At 34.7% G+C, this 26572-nt stretch carries 15 protein-coding genes and 2 tRNA genes; 9 read left to right on the forward strand and 8 right to left on the reverse strand.

Features of this window, described 5'->3' with window-relative positions; translation table 11 throughout:
* Positions 1–546: 546 nt before the first annotated feature.
* Entirely contained in the window at positions 547–1458 is a 912-nt protein-coding gene (locus tag OXU93_RS00170) for an ROK family protein (RefSeq protein WP_267383825.1), read from the reverse strand.
* A gap of 431 nt (positions 1459–1889) precedes the next feature.
* Between OXU93_RS00170 and OXU93_RS00175 the strand changes: the two genes are divergently transcribed.
* Positions 1890–3161 (forward strand): CCA tRNA nucleotidyltransferase, encoded by a 1272-nt coding sequence (locus OXU93_RS00175; RefSeq protein WP_267383826.1) that lies wholly within the window; start codon positions 1890–1892, stop codon positions 3159–3161.
* 1208 nt (positions 3162–4369) lie between these two features.
* Positions 4370–5101: a GUN4 domain-containing protein gene (locus tag OXU93_RS00180; RefSeq protein ID WP_267383827.1), complete on the forward strand. Its 732-nt coding sequence runs from the start codon at positions 4370–4372 to the stop codon at positions 5099–5101.
* 576 nt (positions 5102–5677) lie between these two features.
* On the opposite strand, the gene OXU93_RS00185 is transcribed toward OXU93_RS00180, so the two are convergent.
* Together OXU93_RS00185 and OXU93_RS00190 are read right to left on the reverse strand one after the other, a co-directional pair.
* Positions 5678–7282 (reverse strand): radical SAM protein, encoded by a 1605-nt coding sequence (locus tag OXU93_RS00185; protein ID WP_267383828.1) that lies wholly within the window; start codon positions 7280–7282, stop codon positions 5678–5680.
* A 101-nt stretch (positions 7283–7383) separates the two neighbouring features.
* On the reverse strand, positions 7384–9267 hold the full coding sequence (locus OXU93_RS00190) for a DNA-directed RNA polymerase subunit gamma (RefSeq protein ID WP_267383829.1): 1884 nt from the start codon (positions 9265–9267) through the stop codon (positions 7384–7386).
* A 1274-nt stretch (positions 9268–10541) separates the two neighbouring features.
* Here OXU93_RS00190 and OXU93_RS00195 point away from each other — a divergent pair.
* Positions 10542–11495: a glycosyltransferase family 9 protein gene (locus OXU93_RS00195; protein ID WP_267383830.1), complete on the forward strand. Its 954-nt coding sequence runs from the start codon at positions 10542–10544 to the stop codon at positions 11493–11495.
* Between the two features lie 78 nt (positions 11496–11573).
* On the opposite strand, the gene OXU93_RS00200 is transcribed toward OXU93_RS00195, so the two are convergent.
* The gene (locus OXU93_RS00200; RefSeq protein WP_267383831.1) at positions 11574–12785 is read right to left on the reverse strand and encodes a homocysteine biosynthesis protein; all 1212 of its coding nucleotides are present in this window, start codon (positions 12783–12785) and stop codon (positions 11574–11576) included.
* A 302-nt stretch (positions 12786–13087) separates the two neighbouring features.
* A complete protein-coding gene (trmD, locus tag OXU93_RS00205; protein ID WP_267383832.1) occupies positions 13088–13789 on the reverse strand; it encodes a tRNA (guanosine(37)-N1)-methyltransferase TrmD in 702 nt (233 codons plus the stop codon).
* A 659-nt stretch (positions 13790–14448) separates the two neighbouring features.
* On the opposite strand from trmD, the gene ribBA reads away from it, so the two are divergent.
* Complete coding sequence (gene ribBA / locus OXU93_RS00210; RefSeq protein WP_267383833.1) at positions 14449–16116, forward strand: bifunctional 3,4-dihydroxy-2-butanone-4-phosphate synthase/GTP cyclohydrolase II; 1668 nt, start codon at positions 14449–14451, stop codon at positions 16114–16116.
* A gap of 531 nt (positions 16117–16647) precedes the next feature.
* On the opposite strand, the gene OXU93_RS00215 is transcribed toward ribBA, so the two are convergent.
* Together OXU93_RS00215 and OXU93_RS00220 are read right to left on the reverse strand one after the other, a co-directional pair.
* On the reverse strand, positions 16648–17433 hold the full coding sequence (locus OXU93_RS00215; RefSeq protein ID WP_267383834.1) for a TrmH family RNA methyltransferase: 786 nt from the start codon (positions 17431–17433) through the stop codon (positions 16648–16650).
* Positions 17434–17473: 40 nt separating this feature from the next.
* Positions 17474–17557, reverse strand: a tRNA-Leu gene (locus OXU93_RS00220).
* A 228-nt stretch (positions 17558–17785) separates the two neighbouring features.
* Here OXU93_RS00220 and murA point away from each other — a divergent pair.
* Positions 17786–19117 (forward strand): UDP-N-acetylglucosamine 1-carboxyvinyltransferase, encoded by a 1332-nt coding sequence (murA, locus tag OXU93_RS00225; RefSeq protein WP_267383835.1) that lies wholly within the window; start codon positions 17786–17788, stop codon positions 19115–19117.
* A 743-nt stretch (positions 19118–19860) separates the two neighbouring features.
* Here the strand turns inward: murA and OXU93_RS00230 are convergent.
* Positions 19861–19932 (reverse strand) — tRNA-Cys (locus tag OXU93_RS00230).
* Positions 19933–20096: 164 nt separating this feature from the next.
* Here OXU93_RS00230 and OXU93_RS00235 point away from each other — a divergent pair.
* The 4 genes from OXU93_RS00235 (at position 20097) to OXU93_RS00250 (ending at position 26364) form a co-directional block, all read left to right on the forward strand.
* Positions 20097–20444 carry a hypothetical protein gene (locus OXU93_RS00235; protein WP_267383836.1) on the forward strand — a complete coding sequence of 116 codons (348 nt, stop codon included), beginning with the start codon at positions 20097–20099 and terminating at the stop codon, positions 20442–20444.
* A 64-nt stretch (positions 20445–20508) separates the two neighbouring features.
* Positions 20509–23145, forward strand: a complete 2637-nt coding sequence (locus OXU93_RS00240) for an efflux RND transporter permease subunit (RefSeq protein ID WP_267383837.1) — start codon at positions 20509–20511, stop codon at positions 23143–23145.
* Between the two features lie 335 nt (positions 23146–23480).
* Positions 23481–24824: a 30S ribosomal protein S12 methylthiotransferase RimO gene (gene rimO / locus OXU93_RS00245; RefSeq protein ID WP_267383838.1), complete on the forward strand. Its 1344-nt coding sequence runs from the start codon at positions 23481–23483 to the stop codon at positions 24822–24824.
* Positions 24825–24921: 97 nt separating this feature from the next.
* Entirely contained in the window at positions 24922–26364 is a 1443-nt protein-coding gene (locus OXU93_RS00250; RefSeq protein ID WP_267383839.1) for a DEAD/DEAH box helicase, read from the forward strand.
* Positions 26365–26572: the final 208 nt, after the last annotated feature.

Raw genomic sequence — 26572 nt, forward strand, 5'->3', positions numbered from 1 at the left:
GATTAATTTACTATATTTTACCTGTTTTAGTTTATATTTAATTACAAATGATTTTAGTTAATATTAACTGTTTTGTTAGTATTTATATAAAACTAGTTTCTTCTGTTGTTAGTAATCAAACAAAAATGAATAATAATTGAAATATTATTCAGTAATATGTTAAATATATCACTAATATTTTTGAGGTTCAGTTTTGAAAAATTATATTTTTTATTAATGAAATATTTTTTTGAATATTTACTTGCTATATTGTTAATATTTAAAATGATAGGATTGACAGTAATATAAGGAGTAATTTATTTAAACATTTATACTTAAATAACTAAATTTTTTAGGTACTAGAATATAAAGCATTAATTGATTTTTGATTTTGACCGATATTTAAAAATAAAAATTAAACAGCATCGCACTTTTGTATTCTATACAGAAAATGATTTTTATTAACAATTTGGGTTAAGTATTTTAATAAACTTATAATATAGTTGCTCAATTGTTTTTGTTTTACAAATTAGAATTGTCAGAAATGTGTAAATTAATATCAACAAATCATGATGAATGATTTGTAAGTTCATCAACTTTATCCCAAGCTAATTTAGCTGCCCCAATCATTCCTGCTTGATTACCCAATTTAGCTCGAATTAGTTGTAATCCCTCTCTATAATTAGGCAAAACTCGCTTTTTAATCTCTGAGAAGGTGGTGGAGAAAAAATAAGGGGTACTTGCACTTACTCCGCCTCCAATAACAATTGCTTCAGGAGTTAGAATATATATCAAATTAGCCAATCCTGCTCCTAATAAACGACCATAATCTTCCCAAAACTTTAAAGCTTCTTGGTTACCCTTTGCAGCTAATTGTCCTAATTCAATTGGTTCTTTTCCTGTCATCCGACGAATCGCTTGAACCGAAGTATATTGTTCCAAAGATCCCTGATTTCCACTATTACATGGAGGCCCATCAAAATTAAGGGTAATCAATCCTAATTCTCCTGCGGATCCTAAACGTCCAGTAAATAGGTGTCCATCAGAGATGATAGCCCCTCCCACGCCAGTTCCTAAAGTTAACAAAATCATATCTTTGAAGTTTTTTCCTGCTCCTAGCCAAGTTTCCCCCAAACCAGCACAATTAGCATCATTGGCAATGATAGTCGGAAGTCCAATTTCTGTTTCCAACCAATCCGCAAACGGGACATCTTGCCATCCAGATAAATTAATAGCTATTTTAGCAATTTTTCCTCGAGCATCAACTGGACCAGGAGTCCCTAGCCCCAAAGCGTTACAGGACTGATGAAATTTAAGCTGCTTTACAGTTTTCACTATCGTTTTTAAAACTGTCTTTGGCGTAGAAGGTTGAGGCGTCGCAACCGTTAAAGACTTTACACAGGTACCATCTCTGAGAAACCGTCCTAATTTGATAGCAGTTCCTCCTAAATCAATTCCAATCACTGATTGCTGTTTCATAAATCAGTAAGCAGTAAATGAGTCATAAATAGTAGAGTCGGCAGTCATTTACCCAACTTCATATCTAACGATGGTATAGATATCTAAAATGGACTAATTTAGGTGGTAACAAGTTCCCCTGAACATAATTTTAGCTTCCTCTCAAATTAAAAACTATCTCAACTAACTACATCCTATTCCATTACTAATGTTAATATTCCCTGGAAGGGAATATTAACATTAGTAATGGGTTCAGTTAGTTTAAAGGTTAAATGACTAATTGACTTTGATTATTTGTGTTCAGATTTCACTGTGTGGTAAGCAGTACCACAATCAATATGATTGCAGTTAACATAAATTATAGCCTCTCTTCTCTATCCGTCTTCTTATCATCAGTCCGAGCCAGACAGACTAAGATCAGTGATTCTCTAAGTTTATCCTTATTAATTTGAATGATTCAGCAAAATAGCTTAACTTATTTATCGATTTTATCAGCAGACTCTTTACCGTTTAGTTTAGAATGGCTACCACCAGCTGCTTGTTTGGTGGGAGGTGCAGTTCGTGATGCGCTTCTTAATTGTTCAAGAAATTATCTGGATTTGGATTTTGTTGTACCGGATTTAGCTGTAGAAACAGCTAAAATTATAGCGAATCACTATAATGCTGGATTCGTAATTTTAAATAAAGAAAGAAAAATTGCTAGGGTTGTATTTAAAGAAGGAACAGTAGATTTTGCTCAACAGGAAGGGAATAATCTAGAAACTGATTTAAAGCGGCGTGATTTTACTATAAATGCGATCGCTTATAATTTTCACGAGCAACAATTAATTGATCCTTTAAATGGATTACAAGATTTAAGACAAGGGATTTTAAGAATGATATCCCCAAAAAATCTTAAAGACGATCCCTTAAGATTATTAAGAGCATATCGTCAAAGTACTCAATTGAATTTCACTATTGATGATGAAACTATAAAAACTATTCGTCAATTAGCACCTTTAATTAAACAAGTAGCAGTAGAGAGAATAAACAATGAATTGAGTTATTTATTATCAAATATGCAAGGAAATGACAACTTGATTAGAGTGATTAAAGATGGTTTATTTAATACTTGGTTTAAACAATTAAGTAAAAAACAGATAGAGCAACTTATTAGAATTGACCAAGTATTTATCTTGCTAAAAAAAAAATTAACTAAAAATAATTTTTGCCGATTTTTTAATTGTAATTTTGACAATTTTAAATATTATCCTTTAGCTATTCAACAAGCAAAGCTGGCAATTTTAGTCTCTTCTATTCCTAGCAAAGCTGAGCGAGAATTAGTTAGTTTAAAGTATCCTCGCATTGACATTAGTACTATAACCAAAGTTTTAACATATTTTCCACTTTTACATAAAAATCAAGGTAATATGAATGTAAGAGAATTATATTTTTTTTTCTTGAATATAAGAGATGTTTTTCCAGTATTAGCTATTTTTAGTTTAGCAAGGCAGGTAGATTTTCAGTCTGTTCTATCTTTGATTAATCGTTACCTAGATCCTAAAGATAAAATAGTTTATCCTTATCCATTAGTAAATGGGCACGATCTAATCAAACAGTTGAATCTAAAACCAAGTCCTAAAATTGGGAAATTGTTGACAGAGATTCAATTAGCTCATATTGAAGGAAAAATTTCGACGGCAGAAGAAGCTTTCGAATTCGTTAAAAAAAGTCAAGAAAAATAATAAGTATTTTTTAAAAATCAAACTTCGATGTATTAAAATATTTGCTAATAAAATAATTTCAGTTGGAACATTTATATCTAATGTATAGATTCTATTAGATATATGAATAATGATGTTTGTAGCTAGTGATTAAGAATAAGACAATATCAAATTATTAAAATAATTGAAACACCCACTGATAAAATTTTAAGTAAAGATTTACTTTCCGACTAAGCCATTGTAAAGTATTCACAAATTTAGGTCAAATATTATATTAGTATATAGAAAATATAAGAAAAAATCTTTTCAAAAATCTAATATGACGATAAGAGTAATTTATATTACTACGTAAATTATTTTAGAAAGATAAGAGTTGTTATATCTATTGAAAGAGAATTAACGCAAGAAGCTCATTGATTTTCAGAACAATTTTAAAAAACAAGCTTTAATTTAGCCAACGTAGTTAAGTGTTTTAAAGACAATTTCTCTAGGTTCTTATTAACTAATACAATATTAATTCAACATATATCTATTAAATATAGAGAGATAAAACTATTGTAGTTTTAACATCTATTTAATTATATTTATAACAATTAATAAATTTAAATTATATATAAGTAAATTAAATCTAGAAAAATCTAATTTTTGTTCAAAATATGTAAAAACTCTACCAAAAAATTTAAATGTAATCAATTTGAACTTGTACGATTATTTATAGTTTAAAAAAAAGAATAGTCATCGTGTTTTTATTTTTTAGCAGATTGCAGAAAAAATTAGTTGACTTAGTTAGTTAATTATTGCCTATATAATAACTTTCAAAATTAGACATTCCAAAAGAACTAAAATATAATTTTTTTATTGTTAGTTTAGGTAGATTGTTACCAAATATTACTACCTTGGAATAATTGGTTATTTTCTTTTGGAGTCATCAAAAATAATTTACTTTGCTGATAAGGTAATACATACATCTAGTCTTTAACTACTACTCTACAGTATACTAAAAAGTAAAATAAACCAAATTTTATCGCTATGGAGAAATAGGCATGTATAACTACTCTAATAATGAGAGTAGTTATACATGTTGTATAAAACATACGTGAGAAAGTTAGAAAATTTTTATTTCTTAACTAAAATTTATTCATACATATGTATATAAACTTCAAGTCTTGAGTTTATTAATCTCAATTAGTGATATGAATAGTTAAGGTTAAGAGTCGACAGGTGATTTTATGACTGAGCAAAACATTGCTGAGGTTTGGAGTACAAAAGATAGTTCTGTACCAGAGGTAAGTAAATTTCTGGCATTCTCCAGAAAAAAACAACTTCAAATGATTCCCCAGTTAATAAACATGGGGGAAGCCAGTTGGGAAATATTGATGAAATTTTTACTTTTATCAGAGATGAGAACTCCCAATATAGTGATGGGAAAAGCATATCAAGCTCTTTACCAAGTAAAAACACCAAAAGTTCAAGAATTTTTACAGATTAATTTTCCTTATGGAGTTGTTCCCCTGAAGTCAACATCTAACATTGACTATAAGATTCTTAAAGACTTACTCATCAACCAAAAATTTAAAGATGCTGATACTGTTACACGACAAAAACTATGTGAATTGGCAGGAGAGGCGTCTGTAAAACGTAAATGGGTTTATTTTACTGAAGTTGAACGGTTCACTACTATTGATTTGCATACAATTAATTCTCTGTGGTGGGTTTATTCAGAAGGAAAATTTGGCTTTTCAGTACAACGGAAAATTTGGTTATCTGTAGGAAAAGATTTTACTAAATTATGGATAAAAATCGGCTGGAAAAAAGATAATAACTGGACCTACTATCCTAATGAGTTTACCTGGGATTTAAGTGCACCCGTAGGACACCTTCCTTTACTAAATCAACTACGAGGAGTCCGGGTTGCAGCTTCTTTATTTACTCATCGAGTTTGGTCAGAAAAGAATTGGTAACTTTAAATTAACTTTTTGTCTTTTTCTAAAAAGAAAGAATACTGAAAGATATACTATATATTATATGACTATTGATCATCAACTATTTTAATTACAAGTAGATAGATTCAGTCTATAGCTTTTCTCTTGTTAGAAATATTTACATATAATAAACAATATTTAAGATTAAAAACATATATAATACTCACACTATAATTTAAATAATTGCCTATAGTTTTTTAATAGATAAAATATTATTTTCTTTAGTTAATAACTACTATTAGTAGTTATTATATCTTTGATTGATAAAAGTTTTTTAGTAAAAAGTAATTGTCTTTACCTCAGCCAAGAAAAATAACTACATAAGATGGATAGCATAATTAAAATACCTTTTATTTCAGTTTATTTTTATTCAGAAAGCTAAGTGTATTATTAATAAATCTCATTTTTTATGGATATAATTTATATAGTTTTTAGTAAACTCACTTTTTTATAGATTTAAAATGTTTTTATTAACCTTAGTTATGAATTGATTTTCTATATCAAATAAACAAATTAACAATATCTATTTTAATAGATTTATATCTAAAATAATTTCTAGATATTATTTATAGATTTATCTAAATGTTTTATTAAAGTTTGTCTTGGTAAAGAGCTGCACAAATGATGCCAAGGTAATATTTGCTCTTTTTTCCAATCTTTATGAACATAAAAATCGAAGGGAGGTAATTTATTTTTCAATTCTTTGAATGCTCGTTTATAACTTCCTAATGTATCCCCATAATTGCGGGTCAATTCCAATAACGTTGATAAACGGCGATCTCCTCTAGAGATTAAGGCTTGAATTACTGACCAATTATAGCTTTCTGGACGAAAATTAATTCCTTTTTTTCTAAGCTGTTTCTCTAAAAATTTAAGTCTTTTTTTAGCCTCATTATTGACTCCAAAATATTGAAATGGAGTGTGAGACTTAGGAACAAAGGTACTGCATCCAAAAGTTAACCTTAATCCTGGCACAGCTTTGCCAATATCTTCTAAGATTTTAATAGTGGCTTCTATATCCGAGTCTTTTTCCCCAGGAAGTCCTACCATGCCATAAAATTTTATTGCTTTTAGTCCTCCTGCTTTCGCATTGATTGCTGCTTGAATTATCTCTTCATTAGTTAACTTTTTATTAATTACTTTACGTATTTGCTCCGATCCACTCTCAATCGCAATTGTAACTGAACGAGTGCCCCTATTAGCTAAAGTTCTAGCTAACTTTTTAGTAACTGTGTTGGTTCGAACAGAAGCAATACTAAGGCGAATATCTTCATATTGAGATTGTGATAAATAATCTAATAAAATTTCAAATTCAGGATGTTGAGTAATAGATGGTCCTAACAATCCGATTCTATTAGTTACTGACAAACCTTTTTCAATAGCAGGAATTAAAGAAGACTCCAAGCTAGCTGTTCGAAAGGGTAATGTTAAATAACTAGCAAGACAAAAACGGCACATTTCAGGACAACCTCTTACCACTTCTATCATATAAATACTTTTCCAAGCGGCTTCTTCTGTAACTACTGTAGAAGCAGATAATATATTACCTCGATAGATCCTTTTTTTGATTATATTGGGAGCGTTATTGTCAATCGGCTCAATCGATTTAATTTCACCATCAAGACTATGATAAGTGACCTCATATAAACTAGGAATATAAACCCCTGGTACACTAGCTAAATATCTTAATTTTGTTCCTCGATCTGCTGTTCTTATTTTTTGATAGGCATCAATGAAATTATCCAATAACTCTTCTCCATCTCCCAATAAAATCACATCAAAAAAAAGAGCAAATGGTTCAGGGTTAGCAGTCAACACAGAGCCTCCACCAAACACCAATGGTTGGTGATAACTTCGTTGATTACTATAAAGAGGAATTTCAAAAAATTCTAAGAGATTAAGAATGTTGATATAATCTAATTCCCAAGAAAAGGAAAACCCTAAAAGTTCAGGTGACTTAGGTAAAGGTTCATGAACATCTGTAAATAAACGACTGATATTAATATCAGATCTTAAGGCTAGTGTTCTCCAAATCAATTGATAACCCAAACTGGTAATTCCTATAGTGTATTTATTAGGAAAAGCAAAAATAGTGGGTATGGCGTCAGATTTAGGAGATGCAGGGGTGAATAATAAATGCTCTTGGTTAAATACAGTCATTCTAATTTAAATGGTAAATATAAACCATTGCAATGTAGTGGTTGAGAACCAGGTCCCCAACCACTACATTGCAAGAAGTCTATTTGCTAAAAAACAGGTGACTAAATGGAAACTAATGCGTCTTGAATAGTTTTATTATAGATAATTCTACCTGGGGTAGTACGAACAAATTGAGCTATAATTTCCCCATCTTTTTCCCTCGTTCGACGTTCTCGGTAATATTTAATCAAACTCCCATCCTCTAAAATCTCTGTTTTGAGAACCTCTTCATCAGGTTTGAGAGTAACTACTTCTTCATCTGCGTCAATCCGGAGCCAAATATAAGTATGTAAATCCAATTTTTCTTGTTCGTAAGCTTTTAGTGCATCATCAAAACTTCCAAAATAGTTACCCGCTCCTTTTTGTGCCTTTGGATTATCGGCAGTCAGATAGTAACATCCCAACACCATATCTTGAGAAGGAGCCACAATAGGCCTACCTGTGGCAGGAGATAGAATGTTATGACAGGCTAACATTAGTAATCGAGCTTCAGATTGAGATTCTAATGAAAGAGGGACATGAACTGCCATTTGGTCACCATCAAAGTCAGCGTTAAATGCTGGACAGACCAAAGGGTGTAACTGAATTGCTCGACCTTCCACTAAAATTGGTTCAAAAGCTTGAATCCCTAAACGATGTAAGGTAGGCGCACGATTTAGCATAACTGGATGGCCTGTAATAACTTCTTCTAATACATTCCATACACTAGGTTCTTCACGAACAATCAGCTTTTTAGCAGCCTTAATGTTATTAACTAATCCTAAACGAATTAAACGATGAATAACGAAAGGTTGGAACAATTCAATTGCCATTTCTCTCGGTAAACCACATTGATAAATCTTCAGCCTAGGACCAACAACAATAACTGAACGTCCAGAATAATCTACCCGTTTCCCTAAAAGATTTTGACGGAAGCGCCCTTGTTTCCCTTCAATAATATCGGAAAGAGATTTCAATGCACGATTATTAGCTCCAACAACCGTACGTCCTCGTCGTCCATTATCAATTAATGCATCAACTGCTTCTTGCAACATCCGTTTTTCGTTACGGACAATGATTTCGGGAGCTAGAATTTCCTGTAAACGGGCGAGACGATTATTTCGATTGATCACCCGTCTATAAAGATCATTGAGGTCAGAAGTAGCAAATCGACCTCCATCCAGCTGAACCATGGGGCGTAAATCGGGAGGAATAACAGGAATCACTTCTAACACCATCCATTCTGGCCGTGATTCTGTTGCAATGAAGTTATCGATGACACGTAATCGTTTAATCAATTTGGCTCGTTTTTGCCCTTTACTCTCGAGAATTTCTTCTCGGAGTTTTTCAGCAACTTCATCTAAATCAATTTCCTGTAGTAGCCGTTGAATAGCTTCTGCACCAATTCCTACTTCAATTCCTTGTAGTTCAGAGTCTTCGGCGTAAATTTGGTCTTCGATTTCAATCCATTGATCTTCGGTTAAAAGTTGTTTGTAGGATAAGTTACTAGCATTACCCGGATCAAGGACAACATAAGAGTTGAAATAAACGATTTGTTCTACATCTCGTAAAGCCATATCCAAGAGAATACTCAAATAACTTGGAATCCCCTTAAGATACCAAACGTGGGTAACAGAAGCTGCTAATTTAATGAAACCCATGCGATGGCGGCGTACACGAGATTCGGTGACTTCTACACCACACCGTTCGCAAACAATTCCTCGGTGACGTACCCGCTTATATTTACCACACCAACATTCCCAGTCTTTGGAAGGTCCAAAAATACGTTCACAAAATAAACCATCCATTTCTGGTTTTAGAGTCCGGTAGTTAATGGTCTCCGGTTTAGTGACTTCTCCGACCACCACACCGTTGGGAAGCGTTCTCTCTCCCCACTGACGAACACGCTCTGGAGAAGCTAAATTGATCTTAACGTAGTCAAACTGTGAATCTGCTTGTGGTTTCATACTTAATGCTTAAATAAGAGATCAGAAATTATAGATGCTTGAATCCAGACAAAACTTCTATTCCTAAATAGACGATTTCGCTAAAATTTGGGTATGATGATACTTTAATTCATAGACTTGCTAATCTTTATAGGGAAAATGCTAGTACTTCCTGGTCATAAACATACTTATATGACTAGAATATAGAGCACAGGACCAAATATGGGGATTATAGCTCATATAGATAATTTACTTGAATAAAACGATAATTTACTGTTTTAGTATCCTCTCGGAGGAATTGACCGAAAATAGCCATTAACTATAGGAACTGTCCCTAAAACCATAGAAATAATAATGGTACAAGGCTACCTGCATATTTTTATGGTCAACTTATAATTGTACTATTTTTTCTATTGTCTACCATAATTATTTCTATTTTGAGGTATTAAATATTTTTACTCAGGAAACGTGATGAATTGGAAACTATTTAAGCAAAAACTTGATACTTCTAAAAAAGAAGTCTTTTTTACTTATATATCCTATATATCAATGCAGTGAATATAGAGAACAGTATTCCTTATATTCACTGCATTGTACGAAGTTACTGATACTATACAAAAACTTATCTTCTTTATGGCGACAGTATTGTTATCTATGTGTAATTATTTGAATTAATTACACTTTAGGTAAATATTCATAGAGAACAAATGCATAAAAATATTTTTTATTGACTTATTATTCTTATCTTTATTATTGGTTTAACATATTAAACCAATATTTCTTTATATTTAAGTGTACTTACATGTATTTTTAAAAATTTGTTTTTATCTTTTTAGTTTTTAACAAAAAATTTTTTGGAATAGATATTTTCGTTACTGCTTAGTAAAAACCATGGCAGCTAATTGGCTTTTTAACAAAGCCTTCTGATATTTAAATTATTTTAAATATAAATTGTTATTCCATTTCTTAATATAAATCAATTATTAAACTAAAACTAAATAAATTAATTCTTATAACTTAATGTCATTTATCCTTAACACACAACAGTGCTTTATACAAAAAAAATCATATTTATTAATAAAACTATTGTTTACGATAATGTTTCCAATATTGATACGGCAAATTTAAAAACCTCTAATAAGTTAAACTTATAGTTATAGAGATAAAACAAAATATTTTTTACCTATAAAAAGAATTTATTCTGAACAGACAAGAGATTTAGGGGAATCTTACCTTAGAATAAATCTGTTACGTTGTGATTAAGCCGATAGATTACTAATCTAAGGATCGTACCTATGCGAATACTAGCCCTAGTTCCTGGGGGAATTGGCGACCAAATCTTATTTTTTCCTACCCTAGAAGACCTCAAAACTCAATATCCAAACGCTACAATTGATGTCATGGTTGAGCCTCGTGCTAAATCAGCTTATCGGGTTTGTCCCTATGTCCATGATATCCTCATCTTTGATTATCAAGCTCACAATGGATTAGCCGATTATTTGAATGCTTTGGGTATGATTCGTGATCACGAATATGATATCGCTCTCAACTTTGGACAAAAGTGGACTCTTGACTTACTTTTGTGGTTGAATGGCATTCCTTTAAGGGTTGGATATCAAAGCCAAACTTCCCAGTTTTTGTCTAATTCTGTTCCCCTTAAAACAGAACAGTATGTTCCATATATTACCCATGATTTACTAACTAGTTTGGGGATTCGATCTTACTGTCCCTCCCTAAAAATTGCTGTTCCAAAGGAAGATATTGACTGGGCACAAACCGAACAGCAGCGACTTAACCTAAAAGACGGTTATATGTTGTTTTACAATGGCTCAAGTCTAATTCCTCAAGAGCCTAAAGCTATTTATCCAATTGAGCAATGGAAAACTATTATCGATAGTATCAAGCAAAAACAGCCTAATTTGTCGATGGTTTTATTGCAAGATAGCAATAATGCAGAGCAAACTATTTTGATGAAAGAATATTACCCCATGCTCAAAGTAACTAGACCTAGTGATGTTGGTAAACTGGCAGCTATTATCGCAGGGGCTAATTCTATTCTCTGCACTGATAGCGATCCCCTTCAGTTAGCTGTCGCGGTAGGAACTTATACCTTTGCTTTGTTTGGACCTACAGACTCAGCAAAAATTTTGCCATCGGGATATGAGCGTTATATTGGTATTCAATCCCCTACTGACAAAGTAGCCGATATTTCATCAGAAACTATTACCGTCAAAATGTGGGAAGGCTAAATTCAACATAAGGACAAGAGCAGGCATCATTATATATACCAAAATATAGAGACGTTGCAAGCAACGTCTCTTCCTTATCTAATCTAAACCAATACGAGATCCCCATAAGTCTTGGGGAATAAAGGATCGATTGTCCGGTAAAGAAGCTACGGGTTCTGTCAAGGTAAACTTTCCTGCTTTAATCCATTGTTTGAGTTCTTGGGCAACTTGTCGGGAACGAGAAATACTAGCTAAAGGAGCAACTCGGACTGTTTTCCCCTCGATACTTATTTGTCCACTTTTAAGTTGAGCATAACTGACTAAGCCAAAAGTAGGGCGAACCCGACGAGGAATAGCAAAATCTACCACAGGAGCGACAATTTCATGATCATTAACTGAACAATGTTTAATTACATTGGGGGAAAGAACTGGTAAAGGAACTCCCACTCCCAACATTAAGGATGGGCCATACTTGTGGAAGTAACACCCTCGAACCCATTGAGATGACATTTCCTTGGCATCTCCGATTAAGGCTAAAGTAGCTGCTGGTCCAATGGGAGTTTTATTAGATAAACGTTTTTGTAAAGGGAAATGTTGAGTCCCTTCCCAGGCAATATAACCAATGCCACCACCAAGGAAAATACGAGTTCCGATGCCAATTACTTCTAAGTTAGGATCATTAATTAACGGTCCTATCTCTCCTGGATTGGAATAGACCGCGTTACCTAATTCCGGTTGTAAAGGACCAAGATAAGTGTAAAGAGTATTCTCCCCTCCATTGACTCCCACAATAAAATTTTGATATAAGTTGCGCGGATTATACAGATAAAACTGATTGATAGTATTACGGGTAATAGTAGTCTCAAAAGAAGTTCTAGGATAACAATCAGTAACTTGGCCAATCGCCCGTAAAGAAATGGGTTGACCAGCAATTAAATCTTCAATAACATGTCCCCCCCCTCGTTCTAATATAGCTCCCTGACGATTATCTCCATCAGAGGCTTCCCCAGTAACAGAATGGTCAATCATCGTCGTTGCACCCAAGTATAAATCAACTGCGCCAAATCCCGCATAGGCTGGAATTCCCTCAAGCCAACATTGACGAATTTTGATAGGAGGATCTGTGTGGCCTAGGTTAATAATTGCTCCAGAAGATTCCATTGGTTCAAACGTTCCCGTACAAATAATATCTACTTCCTCAAACACTTGTTCTATACTGCTATTTTGTACTCGTGTCTTCAGTTCTTCTACAGTCCATACCACCGCTTGTTGGCGAAGGATTTTTTCATTTATTTCTTGAACAGTACGCATGGCTAATTATCTATGAGAGTAGGAAGTTCGTTGAGATATTTTAGCTCTGCTACTAAAAAGCCCTGATTTATAACTTTAATATTTAATGTATAGATAACACTTCAAGATATAGTTTTTATATTAAATATAAAAATTATATCTTGAAGTTGCTTATGACTTCATATGATACCTTCTAAAATAGAGGCTGTATATATAAATATGTGTTTATTAAAGATAATAAAAAAGCTTTCATTAATAATTTCTTACAAAAGAGTCCAATAAATAAATCTAGAATGTTCAATTGATATTCGAACATTCTAGATTTATTTATTATCTCGAAAAAACTCCAACCATTTTTCCCATAAATCAGGTCGGCGTTCTTGAGTCCTTTGAAGTTGTTGTTGATACCGCCATTGTTTAATCGCTCTATGGTTTCCTGATCTTAACACTTTAGGAACTTCCCAGCTCCGAAAAATAGAAGGACGAGTATATTGAGGATAATCGAGTAGCCCATTTTCAAAACTCTCAGCTTCGAGAGATTCAACCTTACCGACTGTCCCAGGTAAAAGACGAACAACTCCATTAATTAATGCTAATGCGGGGATTTCACCACAGGTTAGAACAAAATCTCCTAAAGAAATTTCTTGATCAACTAAATACCGAATACGGTCATCTACTCCTTCATAATGTCCACAAATGAGAACCAATTGATCATACTCAGTGGACAATTTTTGTAGTAAAGATTGATTAAGAGGTTGTCCTTGAGGAGTCAGTAAAATAATACTAGGTTTAGCTAATCTCGGTAGAGATTCTACTGCCGCAAAAACTGGCTCTGGTTTGAGAAGCATTCCTACCCCTCCCCCATATGGTTCATCATCTACGCGATTGTGCTTATCAAGGGTAAATTTACGAGGGTTAATGAGGTTGACTCTGGCAATCTTTTTGTCCAAAGCTCTCCCCAAAAGTCCTTCCTGAAGAGGGGACGTGAAAAAATCAGGAAATAAAGTTATGATATCAATTTGCACAATAATAATGGATATGCTAAAAATTTAATCTGACAAGTAGTCCACCTACGGTTAGGTAAAATTGACAGCAGTTTTCATACTCATACAGTAATATCGTACTATAACTAGATTTTATAGACGACACATACGCTAATAATATGGTTTGCCGTGCAAAAAGTGTGAACTCACTCAACTCAGCATCTAAACTTCAAATTCAATTATTCGTCTATGGTATATGAAAATCACCTTTTACACGTTTGTCTCTGTTCTGGATATGTTTATTTTTCCAGAAAACTATAGGAGAAAATTACTCCTCAAGTGTTTAAATGCACTTATTGTTAAAAACGATGATTATAAATACGGACATGATTGCGGAAAGGTTCTCAATTCAATTATCAAAGAAGTTTGACATAAAATTTCTAAGCTCAAAATAAAACAATTGTTAGATAAACTTGTAGATATTAAAAGAAGTTCGGATTGCGTAGCTAAGATAAAACTGATGGCTATCTTTTTTAAAGGTATCACTCAAGCAATTTCTTGGGTTAGAAATTGTAATCTCATTGCAAAAGAAAATCTCTAAATATTTTAGAGAATATAAAGTAATAAATTTAAATAGTTCATTGGTGAAAATGTCAAAATAGAACTATTGACCAAAAACTCTATCAACACCTCAATTGCCTGTGGACGCTTCACCAAACTCAATCAACAAATTTGATTCTATCGATGCTGCTTTAGCCGATATTAAAGCCGGTCGCTCTATTGTAGTAGTAGACGACGAAAATCGTGAAAATGAAGGGGATTTAATCTGTGCTGCCCAATTCGCTACTCCAGATATGATCAATTTTATGGCGGTAGAGGCACGGGGTTTAATTTGTTTAGCTATGAGGGGAGAACGCCTTGATTCCTTAGATTTGCCCTTGATGGTCACAAAAAATACTGACAGTAATCAGACTGCCTTTACCGTTAGTATTGATGCTGCTCCTCATTTAGGGGTGACGACAGGAATTTCTGCGGATGATCGGGCCCGCACTATCCAGGTAGCAATTAATCCCCATACTAATCCTGACGACTTAACTCGTCCAGGACATATTTTTCCTATCCGAGCTAAAGAAGGTGGTGTTCTGAAACGTGCTGGACACACGGAATCAGCTGTTGATTTATCTAGGTTAGCAGGACTATATCCAGCTGGGGTAATCTGCGAAATTCAAAACTCTGATGGTTCTATGGCAAGACTACCTCAACTATTCGAGTATGCTCAAAAACACGATTTAAAACTAATTAGCATTGCTGACTTAATTAGCTATCGCCTCCAACATGATCGCTTTGTTTACCGGGAAACAGTCTGCCAATTTCCCAGCCAATTTGGAACATTTCAAGTTTATGCTTATCGCAATGTTCTTGATGGCACAGAACATGTAGCGATTGTCAAGGGAGATACTACACAGTTTATGAATCAACCAGTCATGGTGCGAATGCACTCAGAATGTTTAACAGGAGATGCCTTAGGCTCCCTACGCTGTGACTGTCGGATGCAACTGCAAACTGCCTTAAAGATGATTGAAGAGGCTGGGTTAGGAGTTGTCGTTTATTTACGTCAGGAAGGACGAGGTATTGGACTAGTTAATAAATTAAAAGCTTATTCCCTACAAGATATGGGACTAGATACCGTGGAAGCTAATGAAAAATTAGGTTTTCCTGCTGATTTACGTGACTATGGTATGGGAGCACAAATGTTAAATGATTTAGGTATTGAAAAAATTCGTTTAATTACCAACAATCCTCGAAAAATTGCAGGTTTGAAAGGATATGGTTTAGAAGTAGTGGATAGAGTTCCTTTATTAATCGAGTCTAATAATTATAACTCTAGTTATTTGGCAACAAAGGCTGAAAAATTAGGACATTTATTGTTAAATACTTATTTGATTACAGTTGCTATTGATTGGGAAATAAAGGAAAGCTCAGCTAAAGAACGTTATGCCAATTTAGAGAAACTACGAAAGTTGGGACGTTCCGCTCAATTATTTTTACAGGAAGAAGTTAGACCCGTCGCAATAGCTCTGTTTGGCAGTCCTTCTCTAATTTTTCATCTAGGGTTCGAACAAGGGAAAATGGTCAATCCCCACTGGTATCAAAACTCAAACCATCCTTACTTACAGGCAATCACTGAAATCCTTGATGAACTTTCAAGTTGGACTAGTATTCAACGCCTAGAATTTCTCATTTCGTCGGGTGATGATCCTATGCTAGGGTTACAAGTTCAATTAGATCGTCAGACTTTTCCTTTAACTCAAAAACTTTCTAAATGTTTAACAAATCTAAATATGCAAACCATCTACAGTTTTTATTAGAAAAAATAGCCTTGAAAGACTATGTTATGTGATGGTTTTATTCCACACTTTAACAATTATCTGATTTTTTCAAATTTGGGTTATTAGGACTTGTTTTGAAGTATTTTTTAAAAAATTTTGTTAACGGTGAGGACTAAGAAATGAACTAAAACAGCAAAGAATATTGTATTGGATATTTCTAGAATAAAAGAAAATTAATATGATTTCAAATCGGACTAACTTGTTTATTCTATTAATTTGCTCCATCATTGTGATAGTTTATTAGAAATTAACATAAAGCAGTTTTTATCTCCAACATACTATGCTATTTGTTAACAAAGACTTTTCTTTACTCTATTCCTTTTCTAGTACAGAGGAAACCGTTTAGGTAAAAACTTTATTTTTTAATAGTTCCTGTCGACAGTTAGGACAAAAATAAGTTCTTTAATAATTTAAGCTTTGAGTAAAATATCTAATTTATACAACAAAAAAAGAGTCTTCTTTTGTCTAATCAAAAGAGAATGAGCATACTTAGTTTATTATAAACACTATTTAAGCGTTAGCTCTTTGTCGTTTTCCCTCGTACAAAAGTATTGCACAGGCTATAGCTACATTTAACGACTCAACTTTTTTGCCTAAAGGAATGCTAACAATTTCATCAGCTAAAGTTACTAATTTTTGAGATAACCCTGCTCCTTCATTACCCAATAAAATTAGAGTAGGCTTGGTTAAATCCATTTCCCAATAAGGTTTGGTTGCGGTGGGTGAAGTTGCAACGACTTGTACCCCTGTCTGTTGATAGTTGTTAATAACAGTAGATAAATTGAAACTTACCATCATAGGAATGTGGAACCAGGCACCAGCAGAACTTCTTAATACTTTTGGATTATCAACTTCAACACTATCACCAGTTAGCCAGATTCCATTTACTTCAGTCGCTACGGCAGTCCGAATAATTGTTCCTAAATTTCCTGGATCTTGTAATTTTTCTAAAATTAATCCCAACTGAAAATTAGTTGTTGTCAATTCTGTCTGTTTGCGAAAACCCATAGTCGCAATAACACCGTCAGGACTAACAGTGGTTGCCATCGATTGCAACACTTCTGTGGTAACAAGTTCAATGTGTTGTGCCTTTTGAGATGCAAGTGTCAATAATTGAGGATTACGGACTAGCCATTGTTCCGTAAAACATAACGTCATTAGGGAACAATTAGCCTGACAAGCTGTCTGTAATAAGTGAGTTCCCTCTAAAAGCAATAAGTTCTGTTCACGCCGTCCCTTAGTACGATGTAACTTCCTAATTTGCTTAACAAGAGGGTTTTTAATACTAGTAATCATTAGGGTATCTTTAAAATACTCATCTCGAACCTAAATCTAATGCGGAACTCGGGACTTGAACCCGAAAATCCTTACGGATACTAGAATCTGAATCTAGCGCGTCTACCAATTCCGCCAGTCCCGCAATTTGCCAAAACAACCTCTCAACGGTAACTGATTTAACTAATTAAGTCAAGAATTAAAAACTACAATTATCAATGATTTTCTGTCAAGTTCAAGTAGATATATTCAAAGTTAACCTGGACTTTTTTAGCTATTTCAGGCTACATTGTAGACAAATTTTAACTAAAAACTATAAAGAATTATAGTTTTTAAAAACACAATCATAAAGACTAACTATACCTTAACGTCTATGCTCTCCCATCTTGAAAAACAACAAACAGTTTTAGAAATTCAGGGACAAACTATTCTTAAAGGAGAAGTAATCATTAGTGGAGCCAAAAATTCTGCTCTTGCCCTGATGGCAGGGTCTCTCTTGTGTTCTGAAGACTGTCGTCTGAGGAATCTCCCTTCCTTAGTTGATATCAATCGCATGACCCAAGTTTTGGCAGCTTTAGGAGTTAAGCTTCAGAGAACAGGTGATATTTTAGAAATTAATGCTAGAAATATCGGTAAATCCCAAGCCCCTTATGAATTAGTGTCCCAACTGAGGGCAAGTTTCTTTGTTATCGGTCCGTTATTAGCACGTTTGGGTATGACTCGTGTACCATTACCAGGAGGCTGTGCCATCGGAGCCAGGCCGGTAGATCTTCATGTCCGAGGTTTACAAGCTATGGGAGCCGACGTTCGTATCGAACATGGAGAAGTCCATGCTTGTGTCAAAGGAAGTCGTAGCCGCTTAACAGGAGCAAAAATTTATTTGGACTATCCAAGCGTTGGTGCTACTGAAACAATTATGATGGCGGCAACTTTAGCAGATGGGGAAACTATCATCGAAAATGCAGCTCAAGAACCAGAAATTATCGACTTAGCGAATTTTTGCTGTTCTATGGGAGCTAAAATTCGAGGTGCGGGAACTAATAAGATTGTTATTTCTGGAGTTGAGCGTTTACATAGTACAGACTATCATGTCATTCCTGATCGCATTGAAGCGGGAACCTTTTTGGTCGCTGGTGCTATTACCCAGTCTGAAATAAGTCTGTTTCCTGTGATTCCTGAGCATATAGCTTCAGCTATCGCTAAATTACGAGCTATTGGTCCTAAAGTAATTATCGAAGAGCCTAACCGCTTACGTTTAATTCCTGCACCATTACGGGCAACTGACGTTGAAACTTTACCTTTTCCCGGGTTTTCTACTGATATGCAAGCTCAATTTATGGCCCTTTTAACTCTCAGTGAAGGCAATAGTGTTATAACTGAAACTGTATTTGAAAACCGTCTGCGCCATGTGGCAGAGTTGCAACGAATGGGAGCAGATATCCGGGTTAAGGGGAATATTGCTTTAGTGCGGGGAGTTCCATTCCTCTCTGGAGCTCCAGTTATGGCAACAGATCTACGGGCTTCCGCTGCCTTAGTCTTATCAGGCTTAGCAGCTCAAGGAAAGACATTAGTGCAAGGATTACATCATCTAGATCGTGGCTACGATAGTTTAGAGGAAAAGTTACGTAAATTAGGAGCTAATATTCGTCGGGTAAATCTTGCTTCTGAAGAAGAATTAAACTCTTATTCAACAGTAACTAGTTAGTGATAAAAGATGGAAATATAACTAGCTGACATGGGGTGAATAGTTTTTACCCCAGTTGACGTGTAGCAAAACTAAAAGAGTTTTCGGGCAAATCCAAGAACTTTTTTAGAAAAAATATTTTTTTTGAATTCTCAGAATAATATATTTTGAGATGAAGTTTATGTAAAATTTGGGTTTAGATATGATTTAACTACAGGAATAGAAACTATTATAAAAGTTTACTATCAATATGGTTGTTGACAATTCAACGGTTTATTTTACTTATTTTTTAAAGCTGAGATTAATTATTTGTGATTACTTTGTTGAAGCTATCAATCATAATCATCTTATTTACCGCTTGTTTAAAATAAATAATTGGCTTGCTACTACTACTCTAATGAAACTACTTTTTAAATTGATACCAGTTCACTTGACAAAATATTTAATTCGTTACTAAGGTTTTACGAATTGTACATTCCGAGAGAAGCAACTTCATTATTGTTAACTTATTTTTATTTTTTGATATAGGAGAAATTACACTTTAAGTAGATATTGTATTAATTAATACAGTATCGCTATGTTTCCACTTTAACTGTGTCCCCAAAGCACATTTACTCAGGAATGACTAGTGGGATTCATTTGTAATCTATGATAGATAATATTCTTTTCTGTAACAAGGAGTAATCCTCTTAGGATTTCAAGAAATAACTATATGTTACGCTACAGGACAAAACAGTAGAGGTAAAGCTAATTGAGCTAATTAAAGGCGGCACCCAGATTCGAACTGGGGAATAAAGGTTTTGCAGACCTCTGCCTTACCACTTGGCTATGCCGCCATCTCTATGAACTTTGTTATTGTATCAAAAATTATGAAGTTTATGCAATTCTTAAGACTGTCATAGTAAAAGATATTTTTTAATATAAGGTAGGTATACACTTATGGCGAAGAATTAAAACCATTTTTTTATTTACTTGGTCGTTTGAAGTCGACTCTAAATTTATGATTAACAGTACTCACTATAAGTTTGCTCTATTAACCTTGTTGGTAATGAGCTTGGGCTCAATCGTTCCTGTTTCCAAAAACGTAAGTGCCGCATCAGATCCCTTTACAGACTTCTACAAAAAGAATTGCGTCCCGGAGGCACAAGCATCAGGACTAACTAAGGAGGAGTCTAGAAAATTATGTAACTGCACTGTTAATACCCTAAAAATTAAATACACATTAAATGATTTTCAGAATTTATTAGCTAGATATCGTAACAGAAATCTTAAGGCTAAAGAGATTTTAACCTCTTATGGAACAGCCTGCTTCGATGAAGTTCTCGGAGATCTCTTATTTGAAGATTAAGAAATCATCATTTAAAAAGACAACTTGCTATAACCGAAGAAGATGACAGTCAAATAGTAACTCGATGAAACAAGCTCTCCGAGAAAGTCTAAATATTTCTCGTTTTGCAATCAAACATGCACGGCTAACCCTATGCTTTTGGGGTATGGTAGTGATTTTAGGTTGTTTTGCTTTTAGTTCTTTAAAATATGCTTTATTTCCTGATGTTTCATTTCCAGTAGTCGTTATACAGGCTACCGCCTCTTTTGATACTGCAGAAGAGACAGAATTGAGGTTGACAAATCCTCTTGAAGAATCTTTGAAATCACTCAGCAAGGCTGAGCTATTTTCTTCTAGCTATCCTGGTCAAAGTATTATTAACATAGCATTTGATGCACGATTACAACTAAATAAATCTACTAAGATAGTAAAAAATGCGATCAAACAAGCTAGTATACCTTCTGATACTATCCTAAAGGTTAGAACTCTCAGTATTAATGAATCAGCAGCTATAAGTTATGCTATACAAAGTCAAATAAAACCGCTGGAGACATTAGCAGATATTGCTCGAGAGGAAATTATACCCTCACTAGAAAAATTACCGGGAGTAAGTCGGGTAGAATTGTTGGGAGATGGCAATTTTAGGAAAATAAAAGATGTTAACTCCGATGAGATAAATCCTCCAACACTGGTGCGCTTCAATAGTAAAAATGTTTTATCGGTACGAATAGTAAAACAGTCCAATGCTAATACCCTTAATGTAGTAAACCTTACAAAAAAGGCAATACATGGGTTAGAATCTGCCCTACCTGATATACAGCTGATTTTAGCAGAAACTCAAGCTGATTATATAGAGGAAGCTACTCAGTCAACTATTCAGGGATTAATTGGAGCAATTATTCTAGCAGTATTAGTTATATTTCCATTTTTACGAAATTTCCAGGCGACTTTAATTACTGCTTTGACTATCCCTGTTTCCTTATTGGGAACTGCCATTGTGATGAGGATCGCGGGGTTTAATCTCGAAATTCTTACTTTACTAGCATTGGCGTTGGTTATTGGCATTATTGTTGACGATGCCATTGTGGATATAGAAAATATTGCTCGTCACATCGACTGTGGAGAACATCCTAAAAAGGCAGCCATTAAAGGAACTGATGAAATCGGAGTTACAGTAACAGCTTCAACTATTACCATAGTGGCTGTTTTTATCCCTATTGCTTTTATTGGAGGTAATCTCGAACACTTTTTTAAACCCTTTGGATTGACAGTTTCTGCTGCAGTCTTCATTTCTTTGATGGTTGCCCGAACTTTATCTCCTGTTTTAGCTATTTATTGGATCAAACCCAGGATAAAAGGAACAAAAAATAAGAAAGTTTTTTTTTTAGTACGCCCTTATCGAAATTTACTAAATTGGTCTTTAGTAAATCGTAAAGTTGTAATAACTATTGCCATCATTAGTTTTATTTTAGGGCTTTCTTTAATTCCACTAATTCCTAAAGGATTTATTCCTAAATTAGATCGGGGAGAGTTTAATCTTATTTATACTTTGCCAGTCCCTAAAATACCGCAACGATTACTTACCAATTCTAATAGCAATACTTCTTCGTGGATTTCTAATTTAGCTCAATCACCAGAACAATTTTTATTACGAATTAATAGTCGCATAGGAACAAAATTTGAGCAATTAATTTTAGATGATCCTAACGTTAGATCTACTTATACTATTGTTGGGATACACGGTAATCCACTGATGGGAAAAATATATGTAAAACTAAATGGCAATCGTCAATTTAGTACTAGTGAGGTTCAAGAACATATTAGGGATATTTTACCCAAGTTGAGAGGAGTAACTACTAGTATTGAAGATATTTTATTTGTAGAAACAGGTGATGATAGCACTTTAAAAGTCGCCTTGTTAGGAAATAACTTTAAGTCCCTACAACAAGCAGGAAAAGAGTTGAAACTTAACATTCAAGAGGTTCCTGGATTAGTTGATGTAAAAATGTCTGGAGAGGGTGAAAAAAATCTTGCAATTGAGCATTTTCAAAGACAAAGAGTTATTTATATAACAGCAAATTTAAAAGAAGGAGTTGGATTAGGAGATGTTACCAATAAGGTAATTTCTATTACTCAGTCAAACTTGCCTAGTGATATTAGTTTTGATATTCAAGGGGCATCAGCACAAGTTCGTAAGATTTTTGGTGAATTTACCATTGCTGTAATATCAGCAGTTATCTGTATGATAGCTGTTTTATATATTTCATTTAGACGATGGTTAGAACCATTAGTGGTGCTTTTATCATTGCCATTGACTCTTATCGGCGCAATGTTTGCCTTATTAATTACCCAAAATGATTTTGGAATGATTTCTTTAATCGGGCTGATCTTCTTGTTGGGATTACTGGATAAAAACGCTATTCTATTAATGGACTATATTAACCAATTAAGACAGAGAGGAATCGATCGCCACCAAGCTATTTTAGAGACAGGAGAAGTGCGCCTCAGGCCAATTGTTATGACGACCGCCTCTACGATCTTAGGAATGTTGCCTATTGCTCTGGGACTAGGAGCAGGGTCGGAACTAAGACAGCCCATGGCTGTAGCCATTATCGGAGGATTAACGACCTCCTCTCTATTAAGTTTAATTATAGTCCCAGTTCTTTATACTTTATTAGAAGATGGATGGATTAAAATAATGAATAAAATCTTTAAAAATTAAAAATGCAGAGATTGCTCCACGGAAGACATTAAGTAAAATCGTAATGTTAGGGGAAAGAATGTCTATCAGATGTCGTTATTATGTTCGAATATGAATAAAAGTTATACTACTATCCCAGGTTATGTCCGCCCTTAAAACATATGAGAGTCAAGGGTCCCTCACAATCTTTTCTAAGTTACTTTCTTTATTGGATAATGTCTGTTAGTATAACTTAACATATGAACAGGGGCAAATCCACACCTGAACTCTAAACTATAGCCGCCGGGCTACACAGAAAGACTAGCGTGGTTTATAGCCCAAATATACAACAATGGGATGTAACCAAACAATAATTCATGGGCAGTAAGCCAACTATTGCAATTTCTCACCTAGGCTGCGAAAAAAATCGTATTGATTCTGAACATATGCTAGGCCTGCTAGGACAAGCAGGCTACAAAGTAGATAGCAGCGAAGAGTTAGCAGACTACGTGATTGTTAATACTTGTAGTTTTGTACAAGAGGCTCGTCAAGAGTCGGTTCGCACATTAGTGGAATTAGCAGAAGCCAAGAAAAAAATTATTATCTCCGGCTGTATGGCACAGCACTTTCAGACAGAACTTCTTGGTGAAATTCCTGAGGCTGTAGCAGTCATAGGGACAGGGGACTATCAAAAAATTGTTGATGTTATCCAACGGGTGGAAACAGGGGAAAAAGTAAAAGAAATCTCAGTTGAACCGACTTTTATAGCTGATGAGACGGTTCCTCGCTACCGTACTACCATTGAAGGTGTGGCCTATTTACGAATAGCAGAAGGGTGTGATTACCGTTGCACATTTTGTATCATCCCCCACTTGAGAGGAAATCAGCGATCACGTTCTATTGAATCGATTATCGCTGAAGCACAACAATTAGCCAATCAAGGAGTACAAGAATTGATATTGGTTTCCCAAACCACTACAAATTATGGGTTAGATTTATATGGAGAACCTAGGCTGGACCAGTTATTAAGGGCTTTGGGGACAGTAGATATTCCCTGGATTCGGCTCTATTATGCCTATCCCACAGGACTTACTCATAAAGTGATTGAGGCAATTAAAGACACCCCAAACGTTCTACCCTATTTAGATTTACCTTTGCAACATTCCCATCAGGCTATCTTAAAAGCGATGAATCGTCCCTGGCAAGAATGGACCAATCATGACATCATTGAACAGCTTAGGAAATCTATTCCCGACGTTGTATTAAGAACCACTTTTATCGTGGGTTTCCCAGGAGAGACCGAGGAATGTTTCAACCATTTAATTGATTTTGTCGAATATCATAAGTTTGATCACGTTGGGGTATTTACCTTTTCTCCAGAAGAAAAAACTCCTGCTTATCAAATGCCGCATCAGGTTCCGCCAGAAATAGCCCAACAAAGACGAGAAATCCTGATGCAAGTGCAACAACCAATTTCTCTCAACAAGAATCAAAATTATGTGGGAAAAATGGTTGACGTTCTAATTGAACAAGAGACTCCCCAAACTCAAGATAAAATTGGACGTTCCTGGCGGTTTGCTCCGGACGTTGATGGTCTTGTTTATATTCAGGGGGAGGCCCCCTTAAACGAAATTGTGTCTGTTAAAATCACCTATGCTGATACCTACGACCTATATGGAAAAGTTGTGCAACAACACAATGTTTTGGAAATAGATTGTTGAACGAAAACATACCATAAGTCTTTCCTCCTTAGGGAGAGCTTACTGATCATTTTGTACTAAATTAGTCTTGCAGTTAAGTTACCAACTAACATTTCTTATGACCATTTCTTTTAATAGTTTAGGACTTTCTGAGAACCGTGTTAATAAATTAGAAACTCTAGGTTTTACGAGTCCAACAGAGATTCAATCTAAAGCGATTCCTTTAATTCTCGAAGGACATGATATTCTAGGGCAATCCCAGACGGGAACAGGGAAAACAGCAGCTTATTCCTTGCCCATTATGGAGCAGATTGATACAAACGATTCCAACATACAGGCACTTATTCTAACTCCCACTCGTGAACTTGCCCAACAGGTTGCTCTCGCTCTTAAAGATTTTTCCACCGAGCGTCGACTGTATATTTTGACTGTTTATGGAGGCCAGTCGATAGAAAGACAAATTCGAAGCTTACAACGAGGTGTCCAAATTGTTGTTGGAACCCCAGGGAGAGTTATTGACCTATTAGAGCGCCAAAAACTGATTTTGGATAATCTAAAATGGGCTGTTCTCGATGAAGCAGATGAAATGCTCAGCATGGGCTTTATCGATGATGTGAAGAAAATTTTAAGACAAACCCCTGATCAACGCAACACTGCTTGTTTCTCAGCGACTATGCCTCGTGAAATCCGAGAATTAGTGAACCAGTTCTTAAAGTCTCCTGTTACAGTCACTGTAGAACAGCCTCAAGCCGCACCTGATAAAATTGAACAGCATCTTTATGGCGTTCCTCGTGGTTGGTCAAAACTCAAGGCATTACAACCAATTTTGGAAATTGAAGTTCCTGAGACGGCCATTGTTTTTGTCCGAACCAAACAAACTGCTTCCGAACTTACTAGTAAGTTACAAGAAGCTGGACAAAGTGTTGACGAATACCACGGTAATCTAAGTCAGTCTCAACGAGAACGATTAGTTAATCGATTTCGAGATGGTAAAATTAGGATCGTTGTTGCCACAGATATCGCAGCCAGAGGGTTGGACGTTGAGAATTTAAGCCATGTTATTAACTACGATTTACCAGATAATGTAGAAACCTATATTCATAGGATTGGGCGAACAGGTCGAGCAGGAAGAACAGGAACGGCAATATCCTTAATTGAACCGATTGACCGCCGTATGGTTCGTCAAATTGAGCGGAGAATTCGACAGCGACTAGAATTGTGCCGTATTCCTAATCGTTCTCAAGTAGAAGCTAAGCGATTAGAAAGATTACAAAAGCAGATCCAAGATTCCTTAGCAGGAGAGCGAATGGCTTCATTTTTACCTATTGTGCGAGAGCTTAGTGACGAATATGACCCTCAGGCTATAGCTGCCGCAGCTTTACAGATGGTTTATGATAAAGATTGCCCTAATTGGATGAAAACTGACTGGGAAGTCCCTGAGGCAGGGATATCTAAACCAATTATTAAGAGTAAGAATCGTAAAGACAATTCCAAACCCCGCCGCAATAACTCTGGAAAAAAATTGGATCGTAAGATAGTCGGCCATCATAAAGGGCGTTAAAATCACGACAAAAACTGAATTAGAACAGTGTCAAGGATATCTTGTGAGAAGTAGGCTTAAGATAACTTTGGCACTGTTTTGTTTATGTCTAGTTGTTAACAATTGACCGTAAAATAATGTAAAAATATAAAGGCAGTTCTGCAGAAAACTTGTTAGAAAAATAAAATGATTAACTTAGTACTATTATTCGTAATAAAAATAATACTAA

The organism is Cyanobacterium sp. uoEpiScrs1 (assembly GCF_947331815.1).
GTDB lineage: Bacteria > Cyanobacteriota > Cyanobacteriia > Cyanobacteriales > Microcystaceae > Rippkaea.